This is a genomic window from Pseudarthrobacter sp. S9, from assembly GCF_050156545.1.
GTDB lineage: Bacteria > Actinomycetota > Actinomycetes > Actinomycetales > Micrococcaceae > Arthrobacter.
In genome coordinates this window covers 2,780,380-2,802,786 of the sequence record NZ_CP189576.1, presented here as the reverse complement: position 1 = coordinate 2,802,786, position 22,407 = coordinate 2,780,380, and the positions used below count along the sequence as shown (strand labels likewise).

Annotated in this window: 21 protein-coding genes and 1 pseudogene; 10 read left to right on the top strand and 12 right to left on the bottom strand. The window is 66.9% G+C overall.

The window, feature by feature from the left end; genetic code table 11:
• Positions 1-6: 6 nt before the first annotated feature.
• The 5 genes from paaE to paaA are packed head-to-tail and all read right to left on the bottom strand — an operon-like array spanning position 7 to position 4,050.
• A complete protein-coding gene (gene paaE, locus ACQCSY_RS13360; RefSeq protein WP_427129465.1) occupies positions 7-1,233 on the bottom strand; it encodes a 1,2-phenylacetyl-CoA epoxidase subunit PaaE in 1,227 nt (408 codons plus the stop codon).
• A 15-nt stretch (positions 1,234-1,248) separates the two neighbouring features.
• Positions 1,249-1,794, bottom strand: coding sequence for a 1,2-phenylacetyl-CoA epoxidase subunit PaaD (gene paaD, locus ACQCSY_RS13355; RefSeq protein WP_427129463.1), 546 nt, complete (start codon positions 1,792-1,794; stop codon positions 1,249-1,251).
• A gap of 2 nt (positions 1,795-1,796) precedes the next feature.
• Complete coding sequence (gene paaC / locus ACQCSY_RS13350) at positions 1,797-2,726, bottom strand: 1,2-phenylacetyl-CoA epoxidase subunit PaaC (protein WP_427129461.1); 930 nt, start codon at positions 2,724-2,726, stop codon at positions 1,797-1,799.
• The gene (gene paaB / locus ACQCSY_RS13345) at positions 2,723-3,034 is read right to left on the bottom strand and encodes a 1,2-phenylacetyl-CoA epoxidase subunit PaaB (protein WP_427129459.1); all 312 of its coding nucleotides are present in this window, start codon (positions 3,032-3,034) and stop codon (positions 2,723-2,725) included. The genes paaC and paaB overlap by 4 nt, the downstream gene beginning before the upstream one ends.
• Complete coding sequence (gene paaA / locus ACQCSY_RS13340; RefSeq protein ID WP_427129457.1) at positions 3,031-4,050, bottom strand: 1,2-phenylacetyl-CoA epoxidase subunit PaaA; 1,020 nt, start codon at positions 4,048-4,050, stop codon at positions 3,031-3,033. Before paaA ends, paaB begins: the two co-directional genes overlap by 4 nt.
• A gap of 218 nt (positions 4,051-4,268) precedes the next feature.
• On the opposite strand from paaA, the gene ACQCSY_RS13335 reads away from it, so the two are divergent.
• Positions 4,269-4,862, top strand: coding sequence for a low molecular weight phosphatase family protein (locus ACQCSY_RS13335; RefSeq protein ID WP_427129455.1), 594 nt, complete (start codon positions 4,269-4,271; stop codon positions 4,860-4,862).
• A gap of 55 nt (positions 4,863-4,917) precedes the next feature.
• Entirely contained in the window at positions 4,918-5,997 is a 1,080-nt protein-coding gene (locus ACQCSY_RS13330) for an LCP family protein (protein ID WP_427129453.1), read from the top strand.
• A 6-nt stretch (positions 5,998-6,003) separates the two neighbouring features.
• Here ACQCSY_RS13330 and ACQCSY_RS13325 read toward each other — a convergent pair whose 3' ends face one another.
• Complete coding sequence (locus ACQCSY_RS13325; protein ID WP_427129451.1) at positions 6,004-6,366, bottom strand: hypothetical protein; 363 nt, start codon at positions 6,364-6,366, stop codon at positions 6,004-6,006.
• 222 nt (positions 6,367-6,588) lie between these two features.
• Here ACQCSY_RS13325 and ACQCSY_RS13320 point away from each other — a divergent pair, with 222 nt between their 5' ends.
• Both ACQCSY_RS13320 and ACQCSY_RS13315 read left to right on the top strand, forming a co-directional pair.
• The gene (locus tag ACQCSY_RS13320) at positions 6,589-8,805 is read left to right on the top strand and encodes a S9 family peptidase (RefSeq protein ID WP_427129449.1); all 2,217 of its coding nucleotides are present in this window, start codon (positions 6,589-6,591) and stop codon (positions 8,803-8,805) included.
• A 414-nt stretch (positions 8,806-9,219) separates the two neighbouring features.
• On the top strand, positions 9,220-9,837 hold the full coding sequence (locus ACQCSY_RS13315) for a dihydrofolate reductase family protein (RefSeq protein WP_427129447.1): 618 nt from the start codon (positions 9,220-9,222) through the stop codon (positions 9,835-9,837).
• 74 nt (positions 9,838-9,911) lie between these two features.
• On the opposite strand, the gene ACQCSY_RS13310 is transcribed toward ACQCSY_RS13315, so the two are convergent.
• The 3 genes from ACQCSY_RS13310 to pta are packed head-to-tail and all read right to left on the bottom strand — an operon-like array spanning position 9,912 to position 13,868.
• Positions 9,912-10,475: a GNAT family N-acetyltransferase gene (locus ACQCSY_RS13310; RefSeq protein WP_427129445.1), complete on the bottom strand. Its 564-nt coding sequence runs from the start codon at positions 10,473-10,475 to the stop codon at positions 9,912-9,914.
• Between the two features lie 58 nt (positions 10,476-10,533).
• Entirely contained in the window at positions 10,534-11,715 is a 1,182-nt protein-coding gene (locus ACQCSY_RS13305; protein WP_427129443.1) for an acetate kinase, read from the bottom strand.
• 8 nt (positions 11,716-11,723) lie between these two features.
• Positions 11,724-13,868 (bottom strand): phosphate acetyltransferase, encoded by a 2,145-nt coding sequence (pta, locus tag ACQCSY_RS13300; RefSeq protein WP_427129441.1) that lies wholly within the window; start codon positions 13,866-13,868, stop codon positions 11,724-11,726.
• Between the two features lie 115 nt (positions 13,869-13,983).
• On the opposite strand from pta, the gene ACQCSY_RS13295 reads away from it, so the two are divergent.
• The 4 genes from ACQCSY_RS13295 to ACQCSY_RS13280 all read left to right on the top strand — a co-directional run bounded on the left by ACQCSY_RS13295 (position 13,984) and on the right by ACQCSY_RS13280 (position 17,557).
• Complete coding sequence (locus ACQCSY_RS13295) at positions 13,984-14,550, top strand: hotdog fold thioesterase (protein WP_427129439.1); 567 nt, start codon at positions 13,984-13,986, stop codon at positions 14,548-14,550.
• A 15-nt stretch (positions 14,551-14,565) separates the two neighbouring features.
• Positions 14,566-15,906, top strand: coding sequence for a phenylacetate--CoA ligase PaaK (gene paaK, locus ACQCSY_RS13290; protein WP_427129437.1), 1,341 nt, complete (start codon positions 14,566-14,568; stop codon positions 15,904-15,906).
• Positions 15,907-15,973: 67 nt separating this feature from the next.
• Positions 15,974-16,579: a TetR/AcrR family transcriptional regulator gene (locus tag ACQCSY_RS13285; RefSeq protein WP_427129435.1), complete on the top strand. Its 606-nt coding sequence runs from the start codon at positions 15,974-15,976 to the stop codon at positions 16,577-16,579.
• 78 nt (positions 16,580-16,657) lie between these two features.
• Positions 16,658-17,557 (top strand): DUF427 domain-containing protein, encoded by a 900-nt coding sequence (locus ACQCSY_RS13280; RefSeq protein WP_427129433.1) that lies wholly within the window; start codon positions 16,658-16,660, stop codon positions 17,555-17,557.
• A gap of 57 nt (positions 17,558-17,614) precedes the next feature.
• Here ACQCSY_RS13280 and ACQCSY_RS13275 read toward each other — a convergent pair whose 3' ends face one another.
• A complete protein-coding gene (locus ACQCSY_RS13275; RefSeq protein ID WP_427129431.1) occupies positions 17,615-18,022 on the bottom strand; it encodes a VOC family protein in 408 nt (135 codons plus the stop codon).
• A gap of 140 nt (positions 18,023-18,162) precedes the next feature.
• Entirely contained in the window at positions 18,163-20,265 is a 2,103-nt protein-coding gene (gene paaZ / locus ACQCSY_RS13270) for a phenylacetic acid degradation bifunctional protein PaaZ (RefSeq protein WP_427129429.1), read from the bottom strand.
• Positions 20,266-20,430: 165 nt separating this feature from the next.
• Between paaZ and ACQCSY_RS13265 the strand changes: the two genes are divergently transcribed.
• Positions 20,431-20,847: a PaaI family thioesterase gene (locus ACQCSY_RS13265; protein ID WP_427129428.1), complete on the top strand. Its 417-nt coding sequence runs from the start codon at positions 20,431-20,433 to the stop codon at positions 20,845-20,847.
• A 5-nt stretch (positions 20,848-20,852) separates the two neighbouring features.
• A complete protein-coding gene (locus tag ACQCSY_RS13260; RefSeq protein WP_427129426.1) occupies positions 20,853-21,791 on the top strand; it encodes an ornithine cyclodeaminase family protein in 939 nt (312 codons plus the stop codon).
• Positions 21,792-22,039: 248 nt separating this feature from the next.
• Here ACQCSY_RS13260 and ACQCSY_RS13255 read toward each other — a convergent pair.
• Positions 22,040-22,273: pseudogene (locus ACQCSY_RS13255) on the bottom strand (MFS transporter); the annotation flags it as partial.
• Between the last annotated feature and the right edge of the window lie 134 nt (positions 22,274-22,407).

The window sequence follows — 22,407 nt, the reverse complement described above, 5'->3', positions numbered from 1 at the left end:
AAAAGCTTAGACGTCGAAGTCGACGGTGACTTCCGGAGTGGTGGGGTGCGACTGGCAGGTCAGGACGTAGCCCTTGTCCAGTTCATCCTGCTCCAGCGCGTAGTTCTCGTCCATCGTGACCTTGCCGGTGATCAGCTTGGCGCGGCACGTTCCGCAGACGCCGCCGGCGCAGGCGAAGGGCACATCGGGGCGCACCCGCAGGGCGGCGTTGAGGATGGATTCCCGGGCGTGGGTGGGGCTGGCCACCTCGCCCTGGAGGCCGTCGAGCTTGAAGGTGATCTTGTAGGTGTCCTTGGATTCGTCCGCAATCACGGGGCGACCGATGTTGCCCTCGGGGCGGTCTGGTTTACCGGAGGTGAACAGTTCAAAGCGGATGTGCTCCGGCTTGACGCCGCGCTCGGCCAGGGTGTCGCGGCACAGCTGGACGAGCTCGAACGGCCCGCAGAGGAACCATTCGTCGACGTCGTCAGCGTGGATGGCGGTCCCCAGCAGCGCCTGCAGCTTCTCGGCGTCGATCCTTCCGCTCAGCAGCGGCGCGATCCGCTGTTCGCGGGACAGCACATGGTGCAGGGCCAGCCGGGCCGGGTACTTGTCCTTGAGGTCGGCGAGCTCTTCGAGGAACATGACGTCCATGGCGGCCTTGTTGGCGTAGACCAGGTCGAAGCGGGTTTCCGGGTGCGCCGCGAGCAGCGTGCGGGCGATGGCAATCACCGGCGTGATGCCGGAACCGGCGGCGATGGCCACGAACGAACCCGGCTCCCCCGCCAAGTCCTCCGGGTGGTTCATGGAGTTCATGACGTTCTGCTCCACGGCCTTGCCGTCCCTGCCGTGCTTGGAGACGAACGCGCCCATGGGGCTCATGACGTCCAGGATGTCGCCTGCCTTGAGCTCGGCGTTGGCCCAGGTGGAGAACAGCCCGCCGAGGTCCTTCTTGATGGCCACCCGGATCTCGCTGCTGCCGTCCGCGAAGCTCCGAGGCTCGGCGCAGATGGAGTAGCTGCGGCGGATCTCGTGCGGCTCGCCGGCTTCATCCGGAAGGGTGGTGCGCAGCGCCACGTACTGGCCCGGCAGGTAGTCGTACTGGCCGGCCAGCCCGGCCGGAACCCCGAACGTTACCTCGATGGCATCGTCCGTGAGCCGGCGGACTTCGTCCACGGTCAGGGAGTGGAAGGACGCACGACGGCGGCCGGCTGCTGCGGCCGATTCGGCGGCGGTCTGGCGGACAACAGTCATAGGAGCACCTGTTCCTTACAAAACTTTGAAGTAGTCGAACGGTTCCTTGCAGTCCTGGCACACGTACAGCGCCTTGCAGGAAGTGGAACCGAACCGTGTGAGTTCCTTGGTGTTCAGGGATGAACACTGGGGGCATTTGACGGCGAGGGATAGCCGGACGGGCCCGGAGTGGCCGCCGGCCGCGGATCTGCCGGACGGTGGGGCGATGCCGTACTCCTGCAACTTGGCCTTGCCGGCCTCCGTCATCCAGTCCGTGGTCCATGCCGGGGAGAGGACGAGCTCAACGTTGACGCTCGGGTAGCCTTCGCGTTTGAAGGCCGCCTGGAGGTCATCGCGGATGGCGTCCATCGCCGGGCAGCCCGAGTAAGTGGGCGTGATGGTGACCTGGACCGCGGGGGTGATCCCGCCGTCGTCGTCGGCTTGAGCCGGCAACAGCCGGACATCGCGGAGGATCCCCAGGTCCGCGACCGTGAGGACGGGGATTTCCGGGTCGCAGACCGTGGCCGCGATGTCCCAGGCTTTTTGCTCGGCCGTCTTCTGGCCGAGGTCGGTATCCACCATGGTCACCAGCTTGCCCCGGGGTACTCGCGGGCGAGCGCCTGCATCTCGGCGAGGATGTAGCCGAGGTGTTCGGAGTGCAGGCCGCGGCGGCCGCCTCCGTGCGCGGGCTGCACCTGCGGGACGTCGAGTTCGGCTTCGGCCAGGATCTCGCCGGTGAGGCGGTCAAAGTCCGCCCTCAGGCTGGAAGGCTCGACGGCGGCACCGGACTCGCTGAGGCGGGCGGTGAGCTCGTCGTCCCGGAACAGCTCGTCCACGTACGGCCAGATGACCTTGAAGGCGTGGATCATCTTCTGCCGGGACTTGTCCGTGCCGAGGGCCAGGCGCAGGACCCACTGGGCGCTGTGGTCGCGGTGGTAGTCCACCTCCTTGACGGCCTTAGCAGCGATGCCGGCCAGGGTGGCGTCGGTGGAGGCGGTGAGCCGGCGGTACAGCTCGAACTGGTAGTAGCTCACCACGAACTGCCGGGCGATGGTGACGGCGAAGTCCCCGTTGGGCTGCTCGAAGAGCTCCACCGAGCGGAACTCCGGCTCGCGGCGGAAGTAGGCGAGGTCGTCCTCGCTTTTTCCGTTGAGTCCGCCGGCGTAGCTGAGGAAGGAACGGGCATGCCCCAGCTGGTCCAGGGCGATGTTGCCCAGGGCGACGTCCTCTTCGAGCTCGGGTGCGCGGGAGATCCAGTGGCCCAGGCGCTGCGCCAGGATCAGGGCGTCATCGCCCAGGCGCAGGGCGAACTCTGCGGCGTCTTCGCTCGGCCTGGCGGTGCCGCGGCTGACGGCCAGGGCGATGTCCTCCGGGCGGAGGGCGTTGCCGGGCGTGATGCGGGTGGCGCTGGCCGCGCCGTCGCCGCTCGCGCCGGCCCCGGACACGCCAACGGAGATGTCGCCGTGGCCGTCGGCGTGCACGTTGTCCTCGGTAGTTGTTTCGGGAGTGCTCACAGGTGCTTCACGCCCTCGCTCTTGGTGTAATACGTGGCGTGGCGGTAGTCCTTGCCCTGGGGCGACTCGAAGAACGAGCCCTTGGAGTCCGGATCGCTCGCGGCGATGGCGTCCGCCGGGACAACCCAGATGGACACACCCTCGTTGCGGCGAGTGTAGAGGTCACGGGCGTTGCGCAGCGCCATGGCCGCGTCTGGCGCGTGCAGGGATCCGGCGTGGACGTGGGACAGGCCGCGGCTGGAGCGGACGAAGACCTCCCAGATAGGCCAGACGTTTCCTGCCGGGGATTCGGGAGCGTTGGGGATCATGCTGCGGATTCCTTCTCTGCTTGCTTGCGGGCGTACGCGGCTGCTGCTTCGCGCACCCAGGCGCCGTTCTGGTGTGCTTCGCGGCGGCGCTCCAGGCGCTGGGCGTTGCAGGGGCCGCGGCCGGCGAGGACCTCATGGAATTCATCCCAGTCCAGCGGGCCGTGCTCCCATTTCTTGGTTTCCTCGTTGAAACGGATGTCCTTGTCCGGCAGCGTGAGCCCCAGGACCTTGACCTGTTCCATCATCATGCCGACGAAGCGGTTGCGCAGTTCGTCGTTGCTGAACCGCTTGATGTTCCAGGCCATGGACTGCTTGGAGTTGGGCGAATCATCGTCCGGCGGGCCGAACATCATCAGGGCAGGGGCGTACCAGCGGTTGACCGCTTCCTGGGCCATCTGCTTCTGTTCGGGCGTGCCGTTGGAGAGTTCCAGCAGGATCTCGAAGCCCTGGCGCTGGTGGAAGGATTCTTCCTTGCACACCCGGACCATGGCCCGGCCGTAGGGGCCGAAGGAGGCGCGGCAGAGCGGCACCTGGTTGGCGATGGCGGCGCCGTCGACCATCCAGCCGATGGCGCCCATGTCCGCCCAGGTCCGTGCGGGGTAGTTGAAGATGGAGGAGTACTTGGCCTTGCCGTCCATCAGGTCCTGCATCATCGCATCCCGCGGCTGGCCGAGGGTTTCGGCCGCGGAATACAGGTACAGGCCGTGGCCGGCCTCGTCCTGGACCTTGGCCATGAGGATGGCCTTGCGCTTGAGGCTGGGGGCGCGGGAGATCCAGTTGGCTTCCGGCTGCATGCCGATGATCTCCGAGTGCGCGTGCTGTGAGATCTGGCGCAGCAGGGTCTTGCGGTATGCCGGGGGCATCCAGTCGCGCGGCTCGATCCGCGAGTCGTCCGCCATGACTTTGTCAAAGTATGCCTGGCCTTCAGCGTCACGCCGGGCCGCATCTTCGAGGCTCTGTTCTTGCCGTGCCGGCGTTGGCTCTGCGGGCACTGACCGCAGGGTCTGCGATGCCATGGTTGCTCCTATGCATTTCCGATAAATAATTACCGACCGTTCGTTCAGGATATGCGGAAGGCGGGAGACCCGTCAAGCGCCGCGCCGCGTGGAGCGCACCGAAATCCACCGGCCTGATCCGCCAAGGGCGGTTCACCCCGGCCCGTTGGCCCCTGCGTGTTAAGTTGAACGATTAGGGATCACCCCGATCTGCCAGCCACCCCGGAAAGAGCCTCACCGTGGAATCGCCTACACCCATCCGGATCCTCACCGTCTGTACGGGCAACATCTGCCGCTCCCCCGTGGCTGAACGGTTGCTTCAAGCCGGGCTGGACCAGGTGCTGCCGGGAGCCTTCCAGGTCCGGAGCGCCGGCACCCGGGCCATGGTGGGCGATCCCATCCAGCCCCTGTCCGCGGATATCGTCCATCTCTACGGTGGCACCGCCGGGGGATTTGCCGCCCGCCAGCTGACCCCAAAGATCCTGCGCGAGGCGGACGTTGTCCTGACCATGACGTCGATGCACCGCGGTGAAGTGATGCAAATGGATGCGTCGCTGCTGAGGCGGACCTTCACCATCCGGGAGTTCGCCCGTATGTTGGAAGTCCTCGAAAAACGGGACGACAGCCCCGCACCGGCCGCCGACATGGCTGCAATGTGGCGGGAGCTGCCCGCCCGGGCGGCCTCCGTCCGGCACCTGGCAATGGCCGAGGACGCGTCCGACAACGACGTGGTGGATCCATACGGCCGCGGCCCGGAAAGGTATCAGCAGATGGAGGATGAGCTCGCGCCGGCTATCCTCACCATCCTGCGCTTCGCCCGCCGCCGCAGCTGAGGCCGGGGCCCTTGTACCTATGTGCCGCACGGGCCGGCGGTGGTACGGTGCGCCCATGGGAGAACCGCCGGATCCGGCTGAAGAAGCTGCGCAGCCAACGCCCGCGCCCGGGGACAAGCGCCGCCGTCGGACCCTGCTGACAGCGTTGGTGGCCGGCCTGTTGGTCCTGGCAATTGCAGCCGCAGCGTACGTCCTGAGCCGCCCACGGGCCGAGACCGCAGCTCCCGCCGAGACCTCCGCCCCCGCGCCAGCCACTACGCCGGCAGAGACACCCACTGCCACGCCGACCCCGACGCCGGATCCACCCGCCGTCGCCCTTAACATCCTGTTGGTGGGCAGCGACAGCCGCGTGAACGCGCGGGCCGAGGCAGCCGCTGGCAACAGGTCTGACCAGCGCGCGGACGCCCTTGTGTTCGTCCACCTCCCGGCGGACCGCCAGAGCGTCTACGGCATCTCCATCATGCGCGATCTGTGGGTGGACATCCCCGGACACGGCACAGCGAAGGTCAACGCCGGGCTCGAACTCGGCGGCCTGCCCCTCATGACGCAGACCGTCGAGGCACTGCTCAACCAGCACATCGACCACACGGTCATGCTGGACTTCCAGGGGTTTGCTGCGATGACCGATGCCCTCGGCGGCGTCGACGTCGATGTGAAGCAGCCGTTCACCACCACGGTGGATGACATAGAGCACTTTCCGGCGGGGGTGAACAGGCTCAACGGGGCGCAGGCGCTGGCGTTTGTCCGGGAGCGCCATGCCTTCCCCGACGGCGACTACCAGAGGGTCCGCAACCAGCAGACTTTCCTGAAGGCTGTGCTGGCCAAAATAGCGAACGAAGGCGGCCTGGCCGACCGCGACACCGTCCGGAAGCTGGTCGCGACCGTACTTCCGCACATCACGGTGGACGCCGGGTTCACGCTGGAGACACTGGAACGCCTCGCCTTCAGCCTCCGCGACACGGCCCCCGGCAACGGTGTCTTCTTCACGCTCCCGACGGCAGGGACGGGCACCAGCCCGGACGGGCAGTCGATAGTGCTCCCGGACAACGCCGCGATCGCGGCCGTGGCCGCCGCGCTGGCCGGGGGCAAGCTGGCGGAGTATGTGGCCGCGAACCGTCTTGAAGGCGGGAACTGACGCGGCCTACGCCGCCATCCGCAGTGCCTTCGCCCGGGCGCCGACCCCGGTATCGGCGGGTGCCAGGATGCTGAGCTGGCACTCGGACTGCATCGGATCAATGGAGGCGGGCAGGTGGTGGGATGCCGAACACGCCCGCAACTGCTCCATGGCGGCCGGCTCCACCCAGGCGTGGCTGACATCCACCACCAGGCGGAGTCCTTCCTTTAAGTGGTTGGCTCGTTTTACGACCACATAAAGAGCCTGGAGGCTCTCCGCCGTCACATGGCCCTGGGCCGCTACTTCTGCCTCACCGCAATCGAGGTCAAGCCGGACAAGAACCCTGAGTTTGTCGTTCAAATGCTTCCCCTGTTCTTGCATTTGCTGCATGGCCGCGACGCTGCGACCGCACCCAGCCTAAAGAGATAATGTGACGCAGGCAACACTTTGCTTCATATCCGAACAACCACACGTTATGAACGGCCTGAACTGTTGAATACCGGTACCAAGCTGCTGTAAGGGCTGCCGTGGCGGCCGAAAGGGCACGCCAATGCGATACCCCGGTAGCGAACGCGGGCTGCCCGCGCCGGAATAGCTTTATATATTGGGTCCATGACCCAGACTCCCGTGCAGCCGACCCCGCAACCTCCCGTCGCCAGGAAGGCTCCCACGGTGCGCACCCACCACGGCGACTCATTCGAGGACAACTACGAGTGGCTGCGGGACAAGGAATCCGCGGAGGTCGTGGAACTACTCAAGGCAGAAAACGCCTACCAGGAGGCGGTGACCGCACACCAGGAGCCGCTGCGCGAGGCCATCTTCCAGGAAATCAAGGGGCGCATCCAGGAGACCGACCTCTCCGTCCCCAACCGCAAGGACGGCTGGTGGTACTACACGCGCTCGGTAGAGGGCCAGGAATACGGCATCCAGTGCCGCGTCCAGGCACAGGACACCGGCGACCGCGTCGCGGACTGGACTCCTCCGGCCGTTGAGGTCGGCGTCGATATCCCCGGCGAGGAAGTCCTGCTGGACGGCAACGTCGAGGCGGAGGGCAAGCCGTTCTTCGCCGTGGGCGGGGCCGCCACGACCATTGACGGGAACCTCTACGCCTACGCCGTGGACAACGCCGGCGACGAGCGCTTCACCCTGCGCATCAAGGACCTCCGCAGCGCGGAACTTCTCCCGGACGTGATCGAGAACGTCTTCTACGGCATTTCCTTCTCCCCCGACGGCACCCGGATCTTCTACACAGTGGTGGACGATTCCTGGCGGCCCTACCAAGTGAAGTCCCACGTGCTGGGCACGCCCGTCAGCGAGGACGAGGTCATCTACCAGGAGGACGACGTCGCCATGTGGCTGGGCTTCGAGCTCTCCGCCGACAGGCGCCACCTCGTGCTGAGCATCGGCTGTTCCGAATTCAGCGAAACCCGGCTGCTGCGCTTTGACGCGCCCGACGCCGGGCTCAGCACCGTGATTTCCCGCGACGAGCACATCCTGTACGAGGCCGAGCCGTTCGTCCTGGCGGACGCCTCCGGCCGGCCGCAGGAACAGATCCTGCTGACCCACAACAAGGACGCCATCAACTCCATGGTGTCCCTCGTGGACCCGGCCGAGCTCGCCAAGCCGCTGGCCGAGCAGCACTGGACCACCGTCGTCGCCCATTCGGATGAGGTGCGCGTCAACGGCGCCGGGGTCACCTCGACGCACCTCGTCGTCTCCGTCCGCAAGGACACCATCGAGCGCGTGCAGGTCCTGCCGCTGGCGGGGCTCGGAACCCCGGAGCAGGGCGCGCCGGTGGAGCCGGCCTTCGACGAGGAGCTCTACACGGCCGGGGTTGCGGGCTCCGACTACGAGGCCCCCGTCATCCGCATGGGCTACACCTCCTACTTCACCCCGTCAAGGGTCTACGACTTCGTGCTGCCCACCGCGGAGCAGCCGGCCGGCGAGCTCTTGCTGCGCAAGGAAAGCCCGGTGCTGGGCGGCTACTCGCCTTCCGACTATGTCGCCACCCGGGAGTGGGCCACCGCCGACGACGGGACCCGGATCCCGCTCTCGGTACTGCGCCACGCCTCGGTGCGGCAGGATTCGACGGCGGCCGGTCTCGTGTACGGCTACGGGTCTTACGAGCTGAGCATGGATCCGGGCTTCGGCATCCCCCGGCTCTCCCTGCTGGACCGCGGCATCGTGTTCGTGATCGCCCACATCCGCGGCGGCGGGGAGCTCGGCCGGCGCTGGTACGACGAGGGCAAGAAGCTGCACAAGAAGAACACGTTCACGGACTTCATCGCGGCCACGGACTGGCTGGCGCAGTCCGGCTGGGTGGACCCGGCCAGGGTCGCGGCGATGGGCGGCTCCGCCGGTGGCCTGCTCATGGGCGCCGCCGCCAACCTCGCCCCGGAAAAGTACGCGGCGATTGTTGCCGCGGTCCCGTTCGTGGACGCGCTGACCACCATCCTGGACCCGGAACTGCCGCTCTCCGCGCTGGAATGGGAGGAATGGGGAAACCCCATCACGGATCCGGCCGTGTACATGTACATGAAGTCGTACACGCCGTACGAAAATGTCCGCGCGGTGGCCTACCCCAAAATCGCCGCGGTTACGAGCTTCAATGACACCCGGGTGCTCTATGTGGAGCCGGCCAAATGGGTGCAGCGGCTGCGCGAGGTCAACACCGGCAGCGAGCCGATTGTCATGAAGATCGAGATGGAGGGCGGCCACGGCGGCGCGTCGGGCCGTTACGTGCAGTGGCGCGAACGGGCCTGGGATTACGCGTTTGTCGCCGACTCGCTGGGCGCCACGCAGCTGCTGCCGGGAGCCGGCCTCACGTAGCTGGGTGGCTGGTCGGGCCCGGGACAAGCACCCGAGCACCCGAGCACCCGGACCGCCCGAGCACCCGTTTGACGATTGTGGCCGCTATGGGCCTGGAACGAGCCACGGACGCGCACCCGTTTGACGAATATGGCCGCTATGAGGGCTTCATTCCGGCCATATTCGTCAAATCGCCGCGGCCTGGACGGGCTGAACCAGCCCTCCTCCCCATCTTCCCCGTCGATTGCTCCCCAACTGCCCTTTTGGACGCTCATAACGGCACATACGGAGCAATCGATGCGGGTTTGGCTCGGTCCTCCTCGGTCCTCAAGGTTGAGCTGAGGCTACTCCATGGAGCATGGACTGCTGAGCGCCGCCGCGGGACACTTTCAGTTGTGCGGTCGTCTTCTGAAACCAACACGGAGAGGTAACGCGATGAGACTTACGCTGACGGAGTTCCTGACGTTGGACGGCGTGGCGCAGGGTCCTGGGTCCCCCGAGGAGGACACCAGCGACGGCTTCTCACAGGGAGGTTGGTTCGTCCCCCATCTGGACGAGGATTTCGTGCAACAGGCCGCGGACTGGCTCAGCGAGGCGGATGCGTTACTGTTCGGCCGTCGCACCTACAACAACTTTGCGAGGGACTGGCCGAAGATCACGGACCCTGATGATCCATTCTCCGAAAAGATGAATGGTTTACCGAAGTACGTGGCCTCCCGCAGCCTGGCGCAGGCTGCTTGGGCACCGACGACGATCCTGTCCGGGGATGTCCCCGCACAGGTCGCTGAGTTGAAGCGGCGGCCCGGCCGGGAGTTACAGATCCACGGGAGTGCCCGGCTGGCCCAGTCGCTTCTGAGCGCAGGACTGATCGACGAGCTGAGGCTGGTGATCGCCCCGGTGGTGCTAGGCAACGGACGGCGGCTGTTTCCTGTGGGAGGCGCCGCGGCGGGCCTGCGTCTGGTCCGCAGCGAGACGACGCCGGGCGGACTCGCGATTCTTGTCTATGAGTCGGCAGGGCTTCCGAAGTACGGGACGTATGAGCCTGGCGCGTAGAGTCAGGCAGCGGGTCATGCGCGGCGGGGCGGTAGCTGGACTCAAGTAGTCTTGACGTCGGGCGGGCTTAGGCGTCAAGCGCCGGCGTTCCTGGCACTCCATTCCTCCGCAAGGATGGCGTAGACGACTTCCGTCGCCCACTGTCCCTTGTAGTGCCACTTGTCCATCTGGGTGGATTCCAGCCGCATCCCGAGGCGGTCGCACAGCGCGGCGGACGCGGTGTTCAGGGCATCCAGCTTGGCGTCGATCCGGTGGAAGCCGAGTTCCTCGAAGCCGAGTTTCAACAGTGCCCCTGCAGCCTCCCTGCCGATGCCCCTGCCGCGTGCCTCCGGGGCCAGACTCCAGCCGACCTCGGCCTGCCCGCAACCGGGCATCCACTTCAGTACGACTTCTCCGAGCAGCCCCGGCGAGTCCGCGGCCTCGATGGCCAGGCAGACCCAGTCGCCTTCCTTCTCGAATTCGAAATTCGCATAGCGGCCCACCATCTCCATGGACTGCGTGTAGCTCTTGGCCTCACGCGGCAGGAACCGTGCGGTCTCCGGCAGCGAATGGTAGGCATGGTAAGCGTCCAGGTCCCCGGCTTCGAAACGGCGCAGGACCAGCCGGTCCGTGTGGATTGGCAGCTCAAGTTTTGTCATCATCCAAGCCTAAGACCCACTCCTCCATCGATTGCTCCGCAACCGCCGTTCTGAGGCGTCAAAAGGGCCGTTGCGGAGCAGTCGATGAATGGTGGACGACGGCGGCCGTCGCCTCGGCGATGGCGTGTTCCTCGTTGGTGGGCACCACCAGCACCGGCAGGGCCGAGGCGGGCGTGGAAATGACGCAGGGCTCCTTGGACCGTTCACGGTTCAGGCCGGCGTCGAGCTGCACCCCGAGGGCACCCAGCCGCTCCGCCACGAGGGACCGGAACTGGTGCGAGTTCTCGCCGATTCCGGCCGTGAACACAAGGGCCTTGGCCCCGCCGACGGCCACGTGGTAGCCGCCGATGTACTTCGCCAGACGGTAGGAGGCCACGGCGAGGGCCATGGCCGCCCTGGCATCGCCGGCATCGGCGGCCTCAACCACCGTGCGCATGTCGTTGTTCCCGGCGAGTCCCTTGAGCCCGGACTGGCGGTTCAGCATGGAATCGAGGTCCTCAGGGGACCAGCCGGCCCGGCCCAGGAAGACCAGGATGGAAGGATCCAGGTCGCCGGAGCGGGTGCCCATGACGAGGCCCTCCAGCGGGGTGAACCCCATGGAGGTGTCCACGGACTTGCCGCCGCGGATCGCCGTGACGGAGGCGCCGTTGCCGAGATGGGCGATGACGGCGTCGAACTCCTCCACCGGGACGTCCAGCAGGGCCGCCGCCCGGTGCGCGACGTACTCGTGTGAAGTGCCGTGGAAGCCGTAGCGGCGGATCCCGTGGTTGGTGTAGAGCTCGTCCGGAACCGCATAGCGCCAGGCGTGCTCGGGCAGGGTGCGGTGGAAGGCGGTGTCGAAGACGGCCACCTGCGGCAGTTCCGGCCACTTTTTGGCGATCGCACGGATGCCGAGCACATTGGCCGGGTTGTGCAGCGGCGCCAGCGGGTTCAGCCGCTCGATGGCGCGCGTGATCTCGTTGTTGACCAGCACCGGCTCGGCGAAGCGCTCCCCGCCGTGCACCACTCTGTGGCCCACGGCGTCGAGTGCGCGGTCGCCGAGAGCGGCGTGGATGGCCGCGTCCACCAGCTCCAGGGCCTCTGCGTGGTCCCGCGGACCCTCGAGCGCGCCGTCGCCGTCCCCGCCGTTGCCCATTCCGATCTTCTCGACGAGTCCTTCCGCGAGCACGCTGCCGGCTTCGACGTCGCGCACCTGGTACTTGAGCGAGGACGATCCTGAGTTGATGACGAGCACGAGCATGGGGACTCCTAAGCCTTGGCTTCTGAAGTTGCGGGTTCCACTGAGGCGGGTTCCACCGACGCGGGTTCCACTGACTGGGCCTCTACTGACTGGGCCTGGATGGCGGTGATGGCCACCGTGTTCACGATGTCTTCCACTGTGCAGCCGCGGGAGAGGTCGTTGACTGGCTTGCGCAGCCCCTGCAGCACGGGCCCGACGGCGACCGCGCCGGAGGACTGCTGCACCGCCTTGTAGGTGTTGTTGCCGGTGTTCAGGTCGGGGAAGATGAACACGGTCGCCTGCCCCGCGACGGACGAGCCCGGCATCTTGGACTCGGCGATGGCGGCGTCCACCGCGGCGTCGTACTGGATGGGGCCCTCCACCGCGAGGTCGGGGCGCCGCTGCCGCACCAGTTCGGTCGCCTGGCGGACCGCGTCCACGGCATCGCCGGCGCCGGAGCCGCCCGTCGAGTAGGAGAGCATCGCGATTCGCGGCTCGACGCCGAACTGGGCCGCCGTTTCCGCCGAGGCCACGGCGATGTCCGCGAGCTGTTCTACATTGGGCTCGGGGTTGACGGCGCAGTCGCCGTAGACCAGCACCCGGTCCGGCATCAGCATGAGGAACACGGAGGAGACGATCTTAACGCCGTCGCGGGTCTTCACGAACTCCAGCGCCGGCCGGATGGTGTGGGCCGTGGTGTGGGCGGCGCCGGAAACCATGCCGTCCACGACGCCCAGCTGGACCATCATGGTGCCGAAGTAGCTCTCGTCCTGCATCACTTCGAGGGCCTTCGCCAGGTCCACCCCCTTGTGCGCCCGAAGCTGCGCGTACTTCTGCGCGAACTCCTGGCGCAGCTCCGAGGTGGCCGGGTCCACGATATTGATGCCGGAGAGGTCGATGCCTTGGGTCGACGCGGCCTCGCGGACATCGGCCTCGCGGCCCAGAACGGTGAGCTCGCAGACGTCCCGGCGGTGCAGGATTTCGGCGGCCCGCAGGATCCGGACGTCCTTGCCCTCCGGCAGGACGATGTGCCGGCGCTGGGACCGGGCCCGTTCAATGAGCTCGTGCAAGAAGCGCAGCGGCGTCATCCGTTCCGGCCGCGGCAGGTGCAGCCGTTCCACGAGCTCGGCCTCGTCCACCCGCCGGGACCAGAGTCCCAGGGCCGAGGCCACCTTGCGGCGGTGCCCGGACCAGATCTCGCTCCGCACCTCGGAGACGCGCTTGGCCGTGACGTAGGTGTCGTCGGACGCGGCAAAGACCGGAAACGGGGCCTGGGCCAGCAGTGAGTAGATGTTGGCATCGGGGGCCAGGCCACCGGTGAGGATCAGCGCGGAGGGAACCGGGAACTCCGGCGAGAAAGACGAGGCCAGGCAGGCAACCTGCACGTCCGCACGGTCACCGGGCACGATGACGAGCGCGCCGTCGTCGAGCTCGTGCAGGAAATTGGCCACGCTCATGGCCGCCACCTTGATGGAGCGCACATCGCGTTCCAGGTCCGGCAGCCCGGCCACCTGGCCGAGGCCCAGGGCGGAGGCCACCTCGCCCGTGGTGGGCCTGGCGATGTCGTCCAGTTCCGGTAAGACGTAAACGGGCCGGCCGGAGGCGCCCGGGCGGACCGCCGCGGCGATCGCGTCCAGCTGTTCGGGATCGGCACGGTTGACCATGATGGCCAGGAGCGTGCACCGCTCGGCAAGGAGCTCCTTGCGGGCCACCGCGACGGCGTCCGCGGCCTCCGCCACGGTGCGGCCCCTCGCCCCGACGACGGCGACGACCGGAACCGCCAGGTTGTTCGCCAGCCGGGCGTTGAGATCGAACTCGACGGCGGCGTCCTGGCCGGTGAGGTCCGTCCCCTCCACGATCACGACGTCGCAGTGCCGGGCCATCTCGGCGAAGATCTCCACGCAGCGGGAGTCGATTTCCTCGCGCTTTCCTTCGGCAAGCAGCCCGCGGACCTCGGCGAACGTCAACCCGCCGCGGCAGCGATCGTCGTCGAGGTCGAAGCGGGCCTTCATCACGGCAACCATCGGGTCCGAGGCGGCATCATGACCGTTGACCACCGGCTTGAAGAAGCCGATCCGGTCCGCATGCCGGTGCAACGTGTCCGCCAGACCCAGGGCTATGAGCGATTTGCCGGAGCCCGGAGTGGTCGCACTGACGTAGATTCCTTTAGCCATGGCCCGCCCTTTGCTGCCGGTGGTGTGTCCCCACATACTTTCACCTCTTGACAGCAGGCACCCAAATGGGATTACCTAATGAACATTCGGTAAATAAAGCTGGAGGCAACGACGCATGGCTGAACTGACGATTTCCGGTGACACCCACCCCATCCTGAAAGACGACTATGCCTCCGAATGGATGGGCATCGAAGTGCTGTCACTGGGCGACGGACATGCGACGATCCGCATGACGCTCCGGCAGGAAATGCTCAACGGCTTCGGCATGGCCCACGGCGGAATGGTTTTCGCCTTCGGCGACACCGCATTCGCCCTCGCCTGCAACCCGGCGACCCCGGACCCTGGCGCAGCCGGGACTGACACAGCCGGGACTGACGCAGTCGGTGACACAGGCACCATCACGGTTGCCGCCGGCGTCGACATCAACTTCCTCAAGCCGGCGTTCCGCGGCCAGGTCCTGACGGCCGTCGCCAACCGACGCGCCAGCACCGGGCGCAGCGGCCTGTACGACGTCCAGATCTACGCCGCCGATCCGGCCCCACCAGCCCCGGCAACGCCCCCTGCCGGCGCGGCTCCAGCAGCCGCCGCTGCAGATACCCCCGCAGCTGCCGCTGCCGATACCCCTCCGGGGGAGCTCATCGCCGAGTTCCGCGGCCGCAGCCGCACCATCTCCAAGAAATAGAAACAGGGAACACAGATGACCCAAGAAACCGTCGCCGCCACTACTGGCGCCGTCCTGGACCGCGAGGAAACCATCTCCCGCGACGAACTCGAGGCGCTCCAGCTCAGCCGCCTGCAGCACACCCTGGCCTACGCCTACGACCGCGTTCCGCTCTACAAGCGCAAGTTCGACGAGGCCGGCGTCCACCCCACGGACCTCCGCGAGCTCTCCGACCTCGGCAAGTTCCCCTTCACCACCAAGGAAGACCTCCGCCTGGAGTACCCCTTCGGCATGTTCGCCGTGCCGCAGCACGAGGTGGCCCGCATCCACGCCAGCTCCGGCACCACCGGCCGCGCCACCGTGGTGGGCTACACCAAGAAGGACCTCGCCGACTGGGCCAAACTCGTGGCACGCTCGCTGCGCGCATCCGGTGTCCGACCGGGCATGAAGGTCCACAACGCCTACGGCTACGGCCTGTTCACCGGCGGCCTGGGCGCCCACGCCGGCGCCGAAGCCCTGGGCTGCACGGTCATCCCCATTTCCGGCGGCCAGACCGAACGCCAGATCACGCTCATCCAGGACTTCAAGCCCGACGCCATCCTGTCCACCCCCACCTACCTGCTGACCATCGCCGACGCCATGATCAAGCAGGGTATCGACCCGGCCTCCACCTCGCTCAAGTACGCCGTCTTGGGCGCCGAGCCGTGGACTGAGGAGATGCGCCACGAACTCGAAGTGACCATGAACCTCAAGGCCTGCGACATCTACGGCCTCTCCGAGGTCATGGGCCCGGGCGTGGCGGGCGAATGTGTGGAAACACAGGACGGCAGCCACATCTGGGAGGACCACTTCCGCCCCGAAATCGTCGATGCGTTCAGTCCCGCCATCGGCGTGGACTCAGTCCTGGGCGACGGCGAACACGGCGAACTGGTCTTCACCTCGCTGACCAAGGAGGCGCTGCCGATCATCCGGTACCGCACCAAGGACCTCACCCGGCTGCTGCCCGGCACCGCCCGCCCGGCGCACCGCCGCATGGGGCGGATCACCGGCCGCAGCGACGACATGATCATCCTGCGCGGCGTGAACCTTTTCCCCTCGCAGATCGAGGAAATCGCCCTGCGCATCCCGGAGCTGAGCCCGCACTTCCAGCTGGAACTCACCCGCCCCGAGGGCCAGCGCATGGACCGGCTGACCGTCAAGATTGAGCGCCGTGAATCCGTTTCGGTCGAGCAGAGCGCGACGGCGGCCAAGGTCCTGCAGCAGCAGATCAAGATCCATGTGGGATCCTCCTGCACGGTCGACGTCGTCGAGCCGGGCACTCTTGAGCGGTCCAACGGCAAGCTGCGCCGGATCTACGACATGCGCCCCAAGGCCTGAACCAGTCCTCGTGTCGGCCCGGCCACCCTGGCCGGGCCGACCGACCGTTCATGAGAAACTAGCGAGTATGCCCACCACAGCAACCACCACCAAGCGCGGCCGTCCCGGCTATGACCAGCAGTCGGTGCTGTTGATCGCCGTCGACGTCTTCAACCGCCACGGCTACGACGCCACATCCATGGGCATCCTCGCCGAGAACCTGGGCATCTCAAAGTCCGCGATCTACCACCATGTGCCGTCCAAGGGCGATCTCCTGAAGCTCGCCCTGGACCACGCCCTGGGCGGGCTGGAGGCCATCTTGGACCAGCCCGACGCACAGCGCGGCTCGGCCGAGGCCCGGCTGGAGTTTGTGCTCCGCCGGACCATTTCGGTCCTGGTGGAACGGCTGCCGTTCGTCACGCTGCTGCTGCGCCTGCGCGGCAACACGGAGATTGAACGGAACGCGATGGAGCGCCGGCGCACCTTCGACCACAAGGTGGCGGCCCTGATCTCTGCGGCCCGCGATGAAGGTTCGCTCCGCCAGGACATCGATCCCCGCACCGTCACGCGCCTGCTGTTCGGCACGATCAACTCGATCGTTGAGTGGTACAAGCCGGGCGGCTCGCTGTCCCCGGAGAAGCTGGCCGACGACGTCATCACCATGGCGTTCCACGGCCTCCACGCGCCCCGCTAGTTTCCCCGCTTGCCGGATGCGCTGTCGCGTCCGGCGATGCCCATTGACGGCACATGGCACTGCGCCCACCCTTGGACCATGGCCACGAAACTATCCGGAGTGATCCTGGGGACATTTCCCCAGTTGCGCTATGAACCGACCGCCAAAAGGATCCGCGCGAGCCTTGGCGGGGACGCCGTCGTCGACACTTTGCATGCCTACCTCGTCTGGGAACCGCGGCGCATCACCCCGATCTTTGCAGTGCCGGAGGAGGAACTGCTGGCGCGTCTCGCGATTCCGGGCAGCTTGGGAGCCGATGTCCCCGAGTTCGGGGTCAAACTGTCCGCGGATGCCCCTCCGTCGTTGGACCCGAGGACGGGCTTCGGCAGGCACACCACCCCCGGCGAACAACTCGACGTCGTCACGGGAACGACGACGGCGCCCGGGGCCGCCTTCCGCCCGGACGACCCGGACTTGTCCGGGTATGTCGTGCTGGATTTCGGCGCCTTCGAGTGGCTGGAGGACGACGAAGAAATCATCGGCCACCCCCGCGACCCGTTCCACCGCGTGGACATCCGGGCTTCCTCCGTGGACGTGCAGATAGCGCTCGACGGCGTCACGCTCGCCAGCACGAACGGCGCACAACTGCTGTACGAGACCTTACTCCCGGTCCGCTACTACATCCCGCCCGCGGACGTGCGGATGGACCTGATGGAGGAAAGCCCCAAGAGGACCGTCTGCCCCTACAAGGGCGAAGCCAGCTACTGGACGTACCCGGGCTCCGAGAGTGGCCGGAACGTCGCCTGGAGCTACGACAGGCGCTTCCGCGACGCAGCCCAGATCCACGGCCTGGTGAGCTTCTTCAACGAACGGATGGATGTGACGGTTGGCGGCGTGCTCCAGCCCAGGCCCGTCACGCCGTGGTCCCGGCCGCAGGACCGTCGGGACGGCTTTGACCCGGACAGCGGGAAGGCGCCCCGGCCAGCCGGGACGCCTTGATATCTGTCCGCCGATCAGAGCCTTGATATCTGTCCGCCGATCAGACTTGGGAGCCGATCAGAGCTGGTAGTCAGCCACCGAGGTGATGCTCTCGTGAACGCAGAGGATGTTGTGCTCCGAGTCCATGAACCAGGCGCACTTCTCCGAATCCGTTGTACAGATATGGTTCTCTGTCTTGAGATCCGGAAGGTCATAGTCCTCGAACTTGATGCCCTTGGACTCCATCTCCTGGACGGTCCGCTCGATCCCGCTGACCTCAAAACTCAGGGACGTGTGCTCGGAATGCTTTCCGTCCCTGACGGGCATCAGCTGCAGCATCGGGCCGCCGTCTGTGCCGAATAGTTCACTTCCGTCGTCTGCCACTCCACGGTGTGGGAGCCCCAGCGTGTCCGCGTAGAAACTGCGGGCGCGCGCTACATCATCGACTGGCAGGACCGTTGTGGCTTTGTTCAATACTAGGGTCATTTCGCCACCTCCTACGTTCAAAATTTTACGCCGGAGCGGGGCAGAAAGAGCCCGCGAATTGACTCGGCGAGGTGAGACTTCGCGCCAATGCTTTCAAAAACATGGGCGCGAAGTCTCACCTCGGCGAGATCCCGAACTGCCTACTTTTCCACGAGGGTCAGGACGTCATAGGTTGCGACGATTTCGTCCTTCTGGTTGGTCAGCACGGCGTCCCAGGCCACCTCGCCGTACTCGTCGGTCTCACGCGGGGTGATCTTCTTGGCCGTCAGCGTGACCCGGATGGAATCGCCGGCAGCCACGGGGGTGATGAAGCGCAGGTTTTCCAGGCCGTAGTTGGCCAGCACGGGGCCCGGAGCTGGCTCCACGAACAGCCCCGCGCCCCAGGCCAGCAGCAGGTAGCCGTGCGCCACGATGCCGGGGAAGAACGGGTTGGCCGCCGCGGCTTCGGCGTTGGTGTGGGCGTAGAACGTGTCGCCGGTGGAGTTGGCGAACGCCGTGATGTCTTCCAGCGAAACCTGGCGCAGTTCTGAGCGGATCGCGTCGCCGATGTGCAGCGTGCTCAGGTGCTTCCGGAACGGGTGCTGGGATTCGGTTTCGAGGGTGAAGTTGCGGTTAGCCCCGGTATGCCAGATGCCCGTGACGGCAGTCAGCATGTTGGGTGAGCCCTGGATGGCTGTGCGCTGCATGTGGTGCATGACGGAACGGATGCCGCCCAGTTCCTCGCCGCCGCCTGCGCGGCCGGGGCCGCCGTGGACCAGGTGCGGAACCGGTGAGCCGTGGCCGGTGGAGCTGCGGGCGTCTTCGCGGTTGAGCATGAGCACCCGGCCGTGGTGCGCCGCGATGCCGGTGACCAGCTCCCGCGCCACGGAAGGATCGTTGGTGCAGACCGAGGCGACGAGCGAGCCGCCGCCCCGGGCGGCGAGGCGGACGGCGTCGGCCAGGTCCGTATAGCCGATCACCGACGAAACCGGGCCGAACGCTTCGAGCGAGTGGACCTCCTCAGCCTCCGGATCAGCCCAGCTGAGCAGCACAGGGGACATGAAGGCACCGTCGCCGACGACGCCGACGCTCCCGTCGGCGCTGGTCACCCTGGGCGAATCCAGGGTGCCGTACGCGAGCTCTCCGCCGGCGTCGAGCATGGCCTGGACGGCGGCGCGCACATCGGCGAGCTGCTCACGGGAAGCCAGGGCGCCCATGGTGACACCCTCGGCGCGGGGGTCACCCAACACCACGCGCTCCTGGATCCGGTCCCCCACGGCGGCCACGACGTCGGACACCAGCCCCTCGGGGACGATGGCGCGGCGGATCGAGGTGCACTTCTGGCCGGCCTTGGCGGTCATCTCGGTGACCAGGGACTTGATGAAGGCGTCGAATTCCGGCGTGCCCTTGACGGCATCCGGGCCCAGGATCGCGGCGTTGAGGGAGTCGGTTTCCGAGGTGAAGCGGACCCCGCCCTTGGCCACGTTCGGGTGGGACTTCAGTGTGTTGGCGGTGGAGGCGGAGCCGGTGAAGGCCACGAGGTCGCGGTAGTCGAGGTGGTCCAGCAGGGTGCGCACGGAGCCGGAAATCAGCTGCAGCGAACCCTTGGGGAGGATGCCGGATTCGTCGATCGCCTTCACCACGGCCGCGGCCACGTAGCCGGTGGGGGTGGCGGGCTTGACGATGGTGGGGACCCCGGCGATGAAGGCGGGGGCGAGCTTCTCGAGCATGCCCCACACCGGGAAGTTGAAAGCGTTGATCTGCACGGCCACGCCCGGGATGCGGGTGAAGATGTGCTCGCCGGCGAAGGAACCGTCCTTGGACAGCACCTCCATGGGGCCGTCCACCACCACCTGGGAGTTGGGAAGTTCGCGGCGGCCCTTGGATCCGAAGGTGAACAGCACGCCGATGCCGCCGTCGATGTCGATCATCGAGTCGATTTTGGTGGCACCGGTCTGCGCCGAGAGGGCGTAGAACTCGTCACGGCGCCCGTTGAGGTACTGCGCCAATTCCTTGAGCTTGAGTGCGCGCTGGTGGAAGGTCAGCTTCCCGAGTTCCGCCTGCCCGGTGGTGCGTCCGTAGTCCACGACGGCGGCGAGGTCGAGTCCTTCGGTGCTCACCTTGGCGAGGAGTTCGCCGGTGCTGGCGTCGAGGACGGGGGCTGCGCCGGCTGCGGAGGCTGCGCCGGGGGTCCACCAGGAATCCCGGATGAAGCTCGGCACGATCTCTACAGTGTTTACTGTGGGTAGGGCAGTGGTGGTCATCGTTGACGGGTCCTTCCAACGCGGGGCAAGATCAACACGGCCAGAACATTACTGACCGTCCGTTCGGTAATATATCTACAGTACATGAATGAGGCCTGACGCACACTAGCGGCGGCAGCACTGATCGGTCTGAGCCATTGGCCGCCAGGCCACAAAGGAGACGCCATGACGCCCGAGCCCGGCAGTACCGAGCCGTGGAAAATCACCCTCGGCGAGCTTGACGAGAAGATGGGCGTGAAAATCGTCGAGGAATCCGTGGAACGCGTCGTAGCGACCATGCCGGTGGAAGGCAACCGGCAGTCGTTCGGGCTCTTGCACGGCGGGGCTTCGCTGGCTGTGGGCGAGGCCGTGGGGTCCTGGGCCGCCGTCATCCATGCCAGCACCCTGGGCAAGACGGCCGTGGGCGTGGACGTCTCGGCCACCCACCACAGGTCGGCCAGGGAGGGGATCATCACGATCACGGCCACTCCCATCCATCTTGGCGGGACGCTGACTACCCACGAGGTTGTGATCACCAACGACGCCGGCCAGCGGCTGTGCACGATGCGGATCACCAACCTGCTGCTGGACCGGAAGGCCTGAGACCGGTGGAACGACGAAGCGGGGCAGGGCCGCAGTGGCACAGTGCCGCTGACGTGCATGCCAGCGTCAGCCCTGCGCGGGCCCGCCTGCTGCTGGAAAAGGCGCTCTCGGGCGGCTTTGACCCGGCTTCGGACCCGGACCGGATCAATATACCGGCCGGCACCGGGCACCTGCTTTTGATGCCGTCGGTTCTCGGTGACTGGACCGGAACCAAAGTGGCATCCGTCTCGCCGGACAACTCTGCAGCCGGCCTGCCGCGGATCCAGGCAACGTATGTTCTGATGGACACCGCGACCCTGACCACACAGGCGCTGCTGGACGGCTCGGTGCTGACCGAGCTGCGGACGCCGGCGATGTCCGCCGTCGCTGCCGATCATCTGTCGGCGCCGGACGCGGCCCACCTGATGGTCTTCGGCACCGGCCCGCAGGCGGTGGCCCACATCCGCGCCTTCGCGGAAATCCGCCCCCTGACGCGGATCTCCGTGGTGGGGCGGAACCCGGAGCGGGTCCGCGCGGCAGTCAAACAGGCGCAGGACTGGGGTCTGCCGGCTGAGGTCGGCAGCGCGGCCGACGCCGGCACTGCGGACATTATTGTCTGCGCCACCTCCGCCGCCGAGCCGCTGTTCGACGGCGGACTGGTGAAGGACGGCGCCTGCGTCGTCGCGATGGGCTCGCATGAAACAGACCGGCGTGAACTGGACGCCGCACTGCTGGGACGGTCCTTGGTGACGGTTGAAGACACCGCCACCGCGCTGCGCGAAGCCGGCGACGTGGTGATGGCCATTTCCGAAGCAACCTTGCGTGAGGACGCGTTGGTGCCGATCCGCTCTGTGGTCACCGGCGCCGTCGTTCGCCGGGATGACCGGCCGAATGTTTTCAAGGGCGTCGGCATGTCCTGGCAGGACCTGGCAGTGGCCATCGGTGTTGTCGATCCGGACGCCTGAGTCGCGGCCGGGCAGATCATCAAACTCGGACGCGCGGGCTGACGGAACGGCGGGCTTCCTCCGGGAAGCGAGATGACGGCCCACGCCCCGCCGTCCGGCCCCCGCTTGTCACTCCGTGCGTCACGCCAGGCAGACTTTCAACGCCCGCCGGGTCCCCGTCCCCTGCAATAGGCGGGAAACGAACCGGCAGGCAGTTCCAAAACACTGCCTGCCGTGACGGGTCAGCGCCCTGGAGCCGCCGTGGCGCTCTAGTGGGCGACCGCGGACCCGGCGTCAGCCGCCGTCGGCACCGCAGAAGCCTTCGGGTCGGTGAGTTTCCTGTTCGGCACGGCGAAGCTGACCAGGAACGCGATGCCTGTGAGCACGGCGGCGGTGAGCATCACGGCGTGGATCGACTGGGCGAAACCCCCAGTGATGGGCCGCGCCAGTATCGGGTTTGCCGCGTGCAGCCAGCTGGTGTCATTGAGGGAGTCCTTGCTGGCGCGGCCATCGGTGTTGTCGAACCGGACGCCTGAGGCGCCGCGGGCAGCATCGCCCGGCCGCGGGCAGCATCGCCCGGCCGCGGGCAGCGTCGGCCGCGGAAGCTGAACCCCTGATACACCCAAATCCCGCCGTG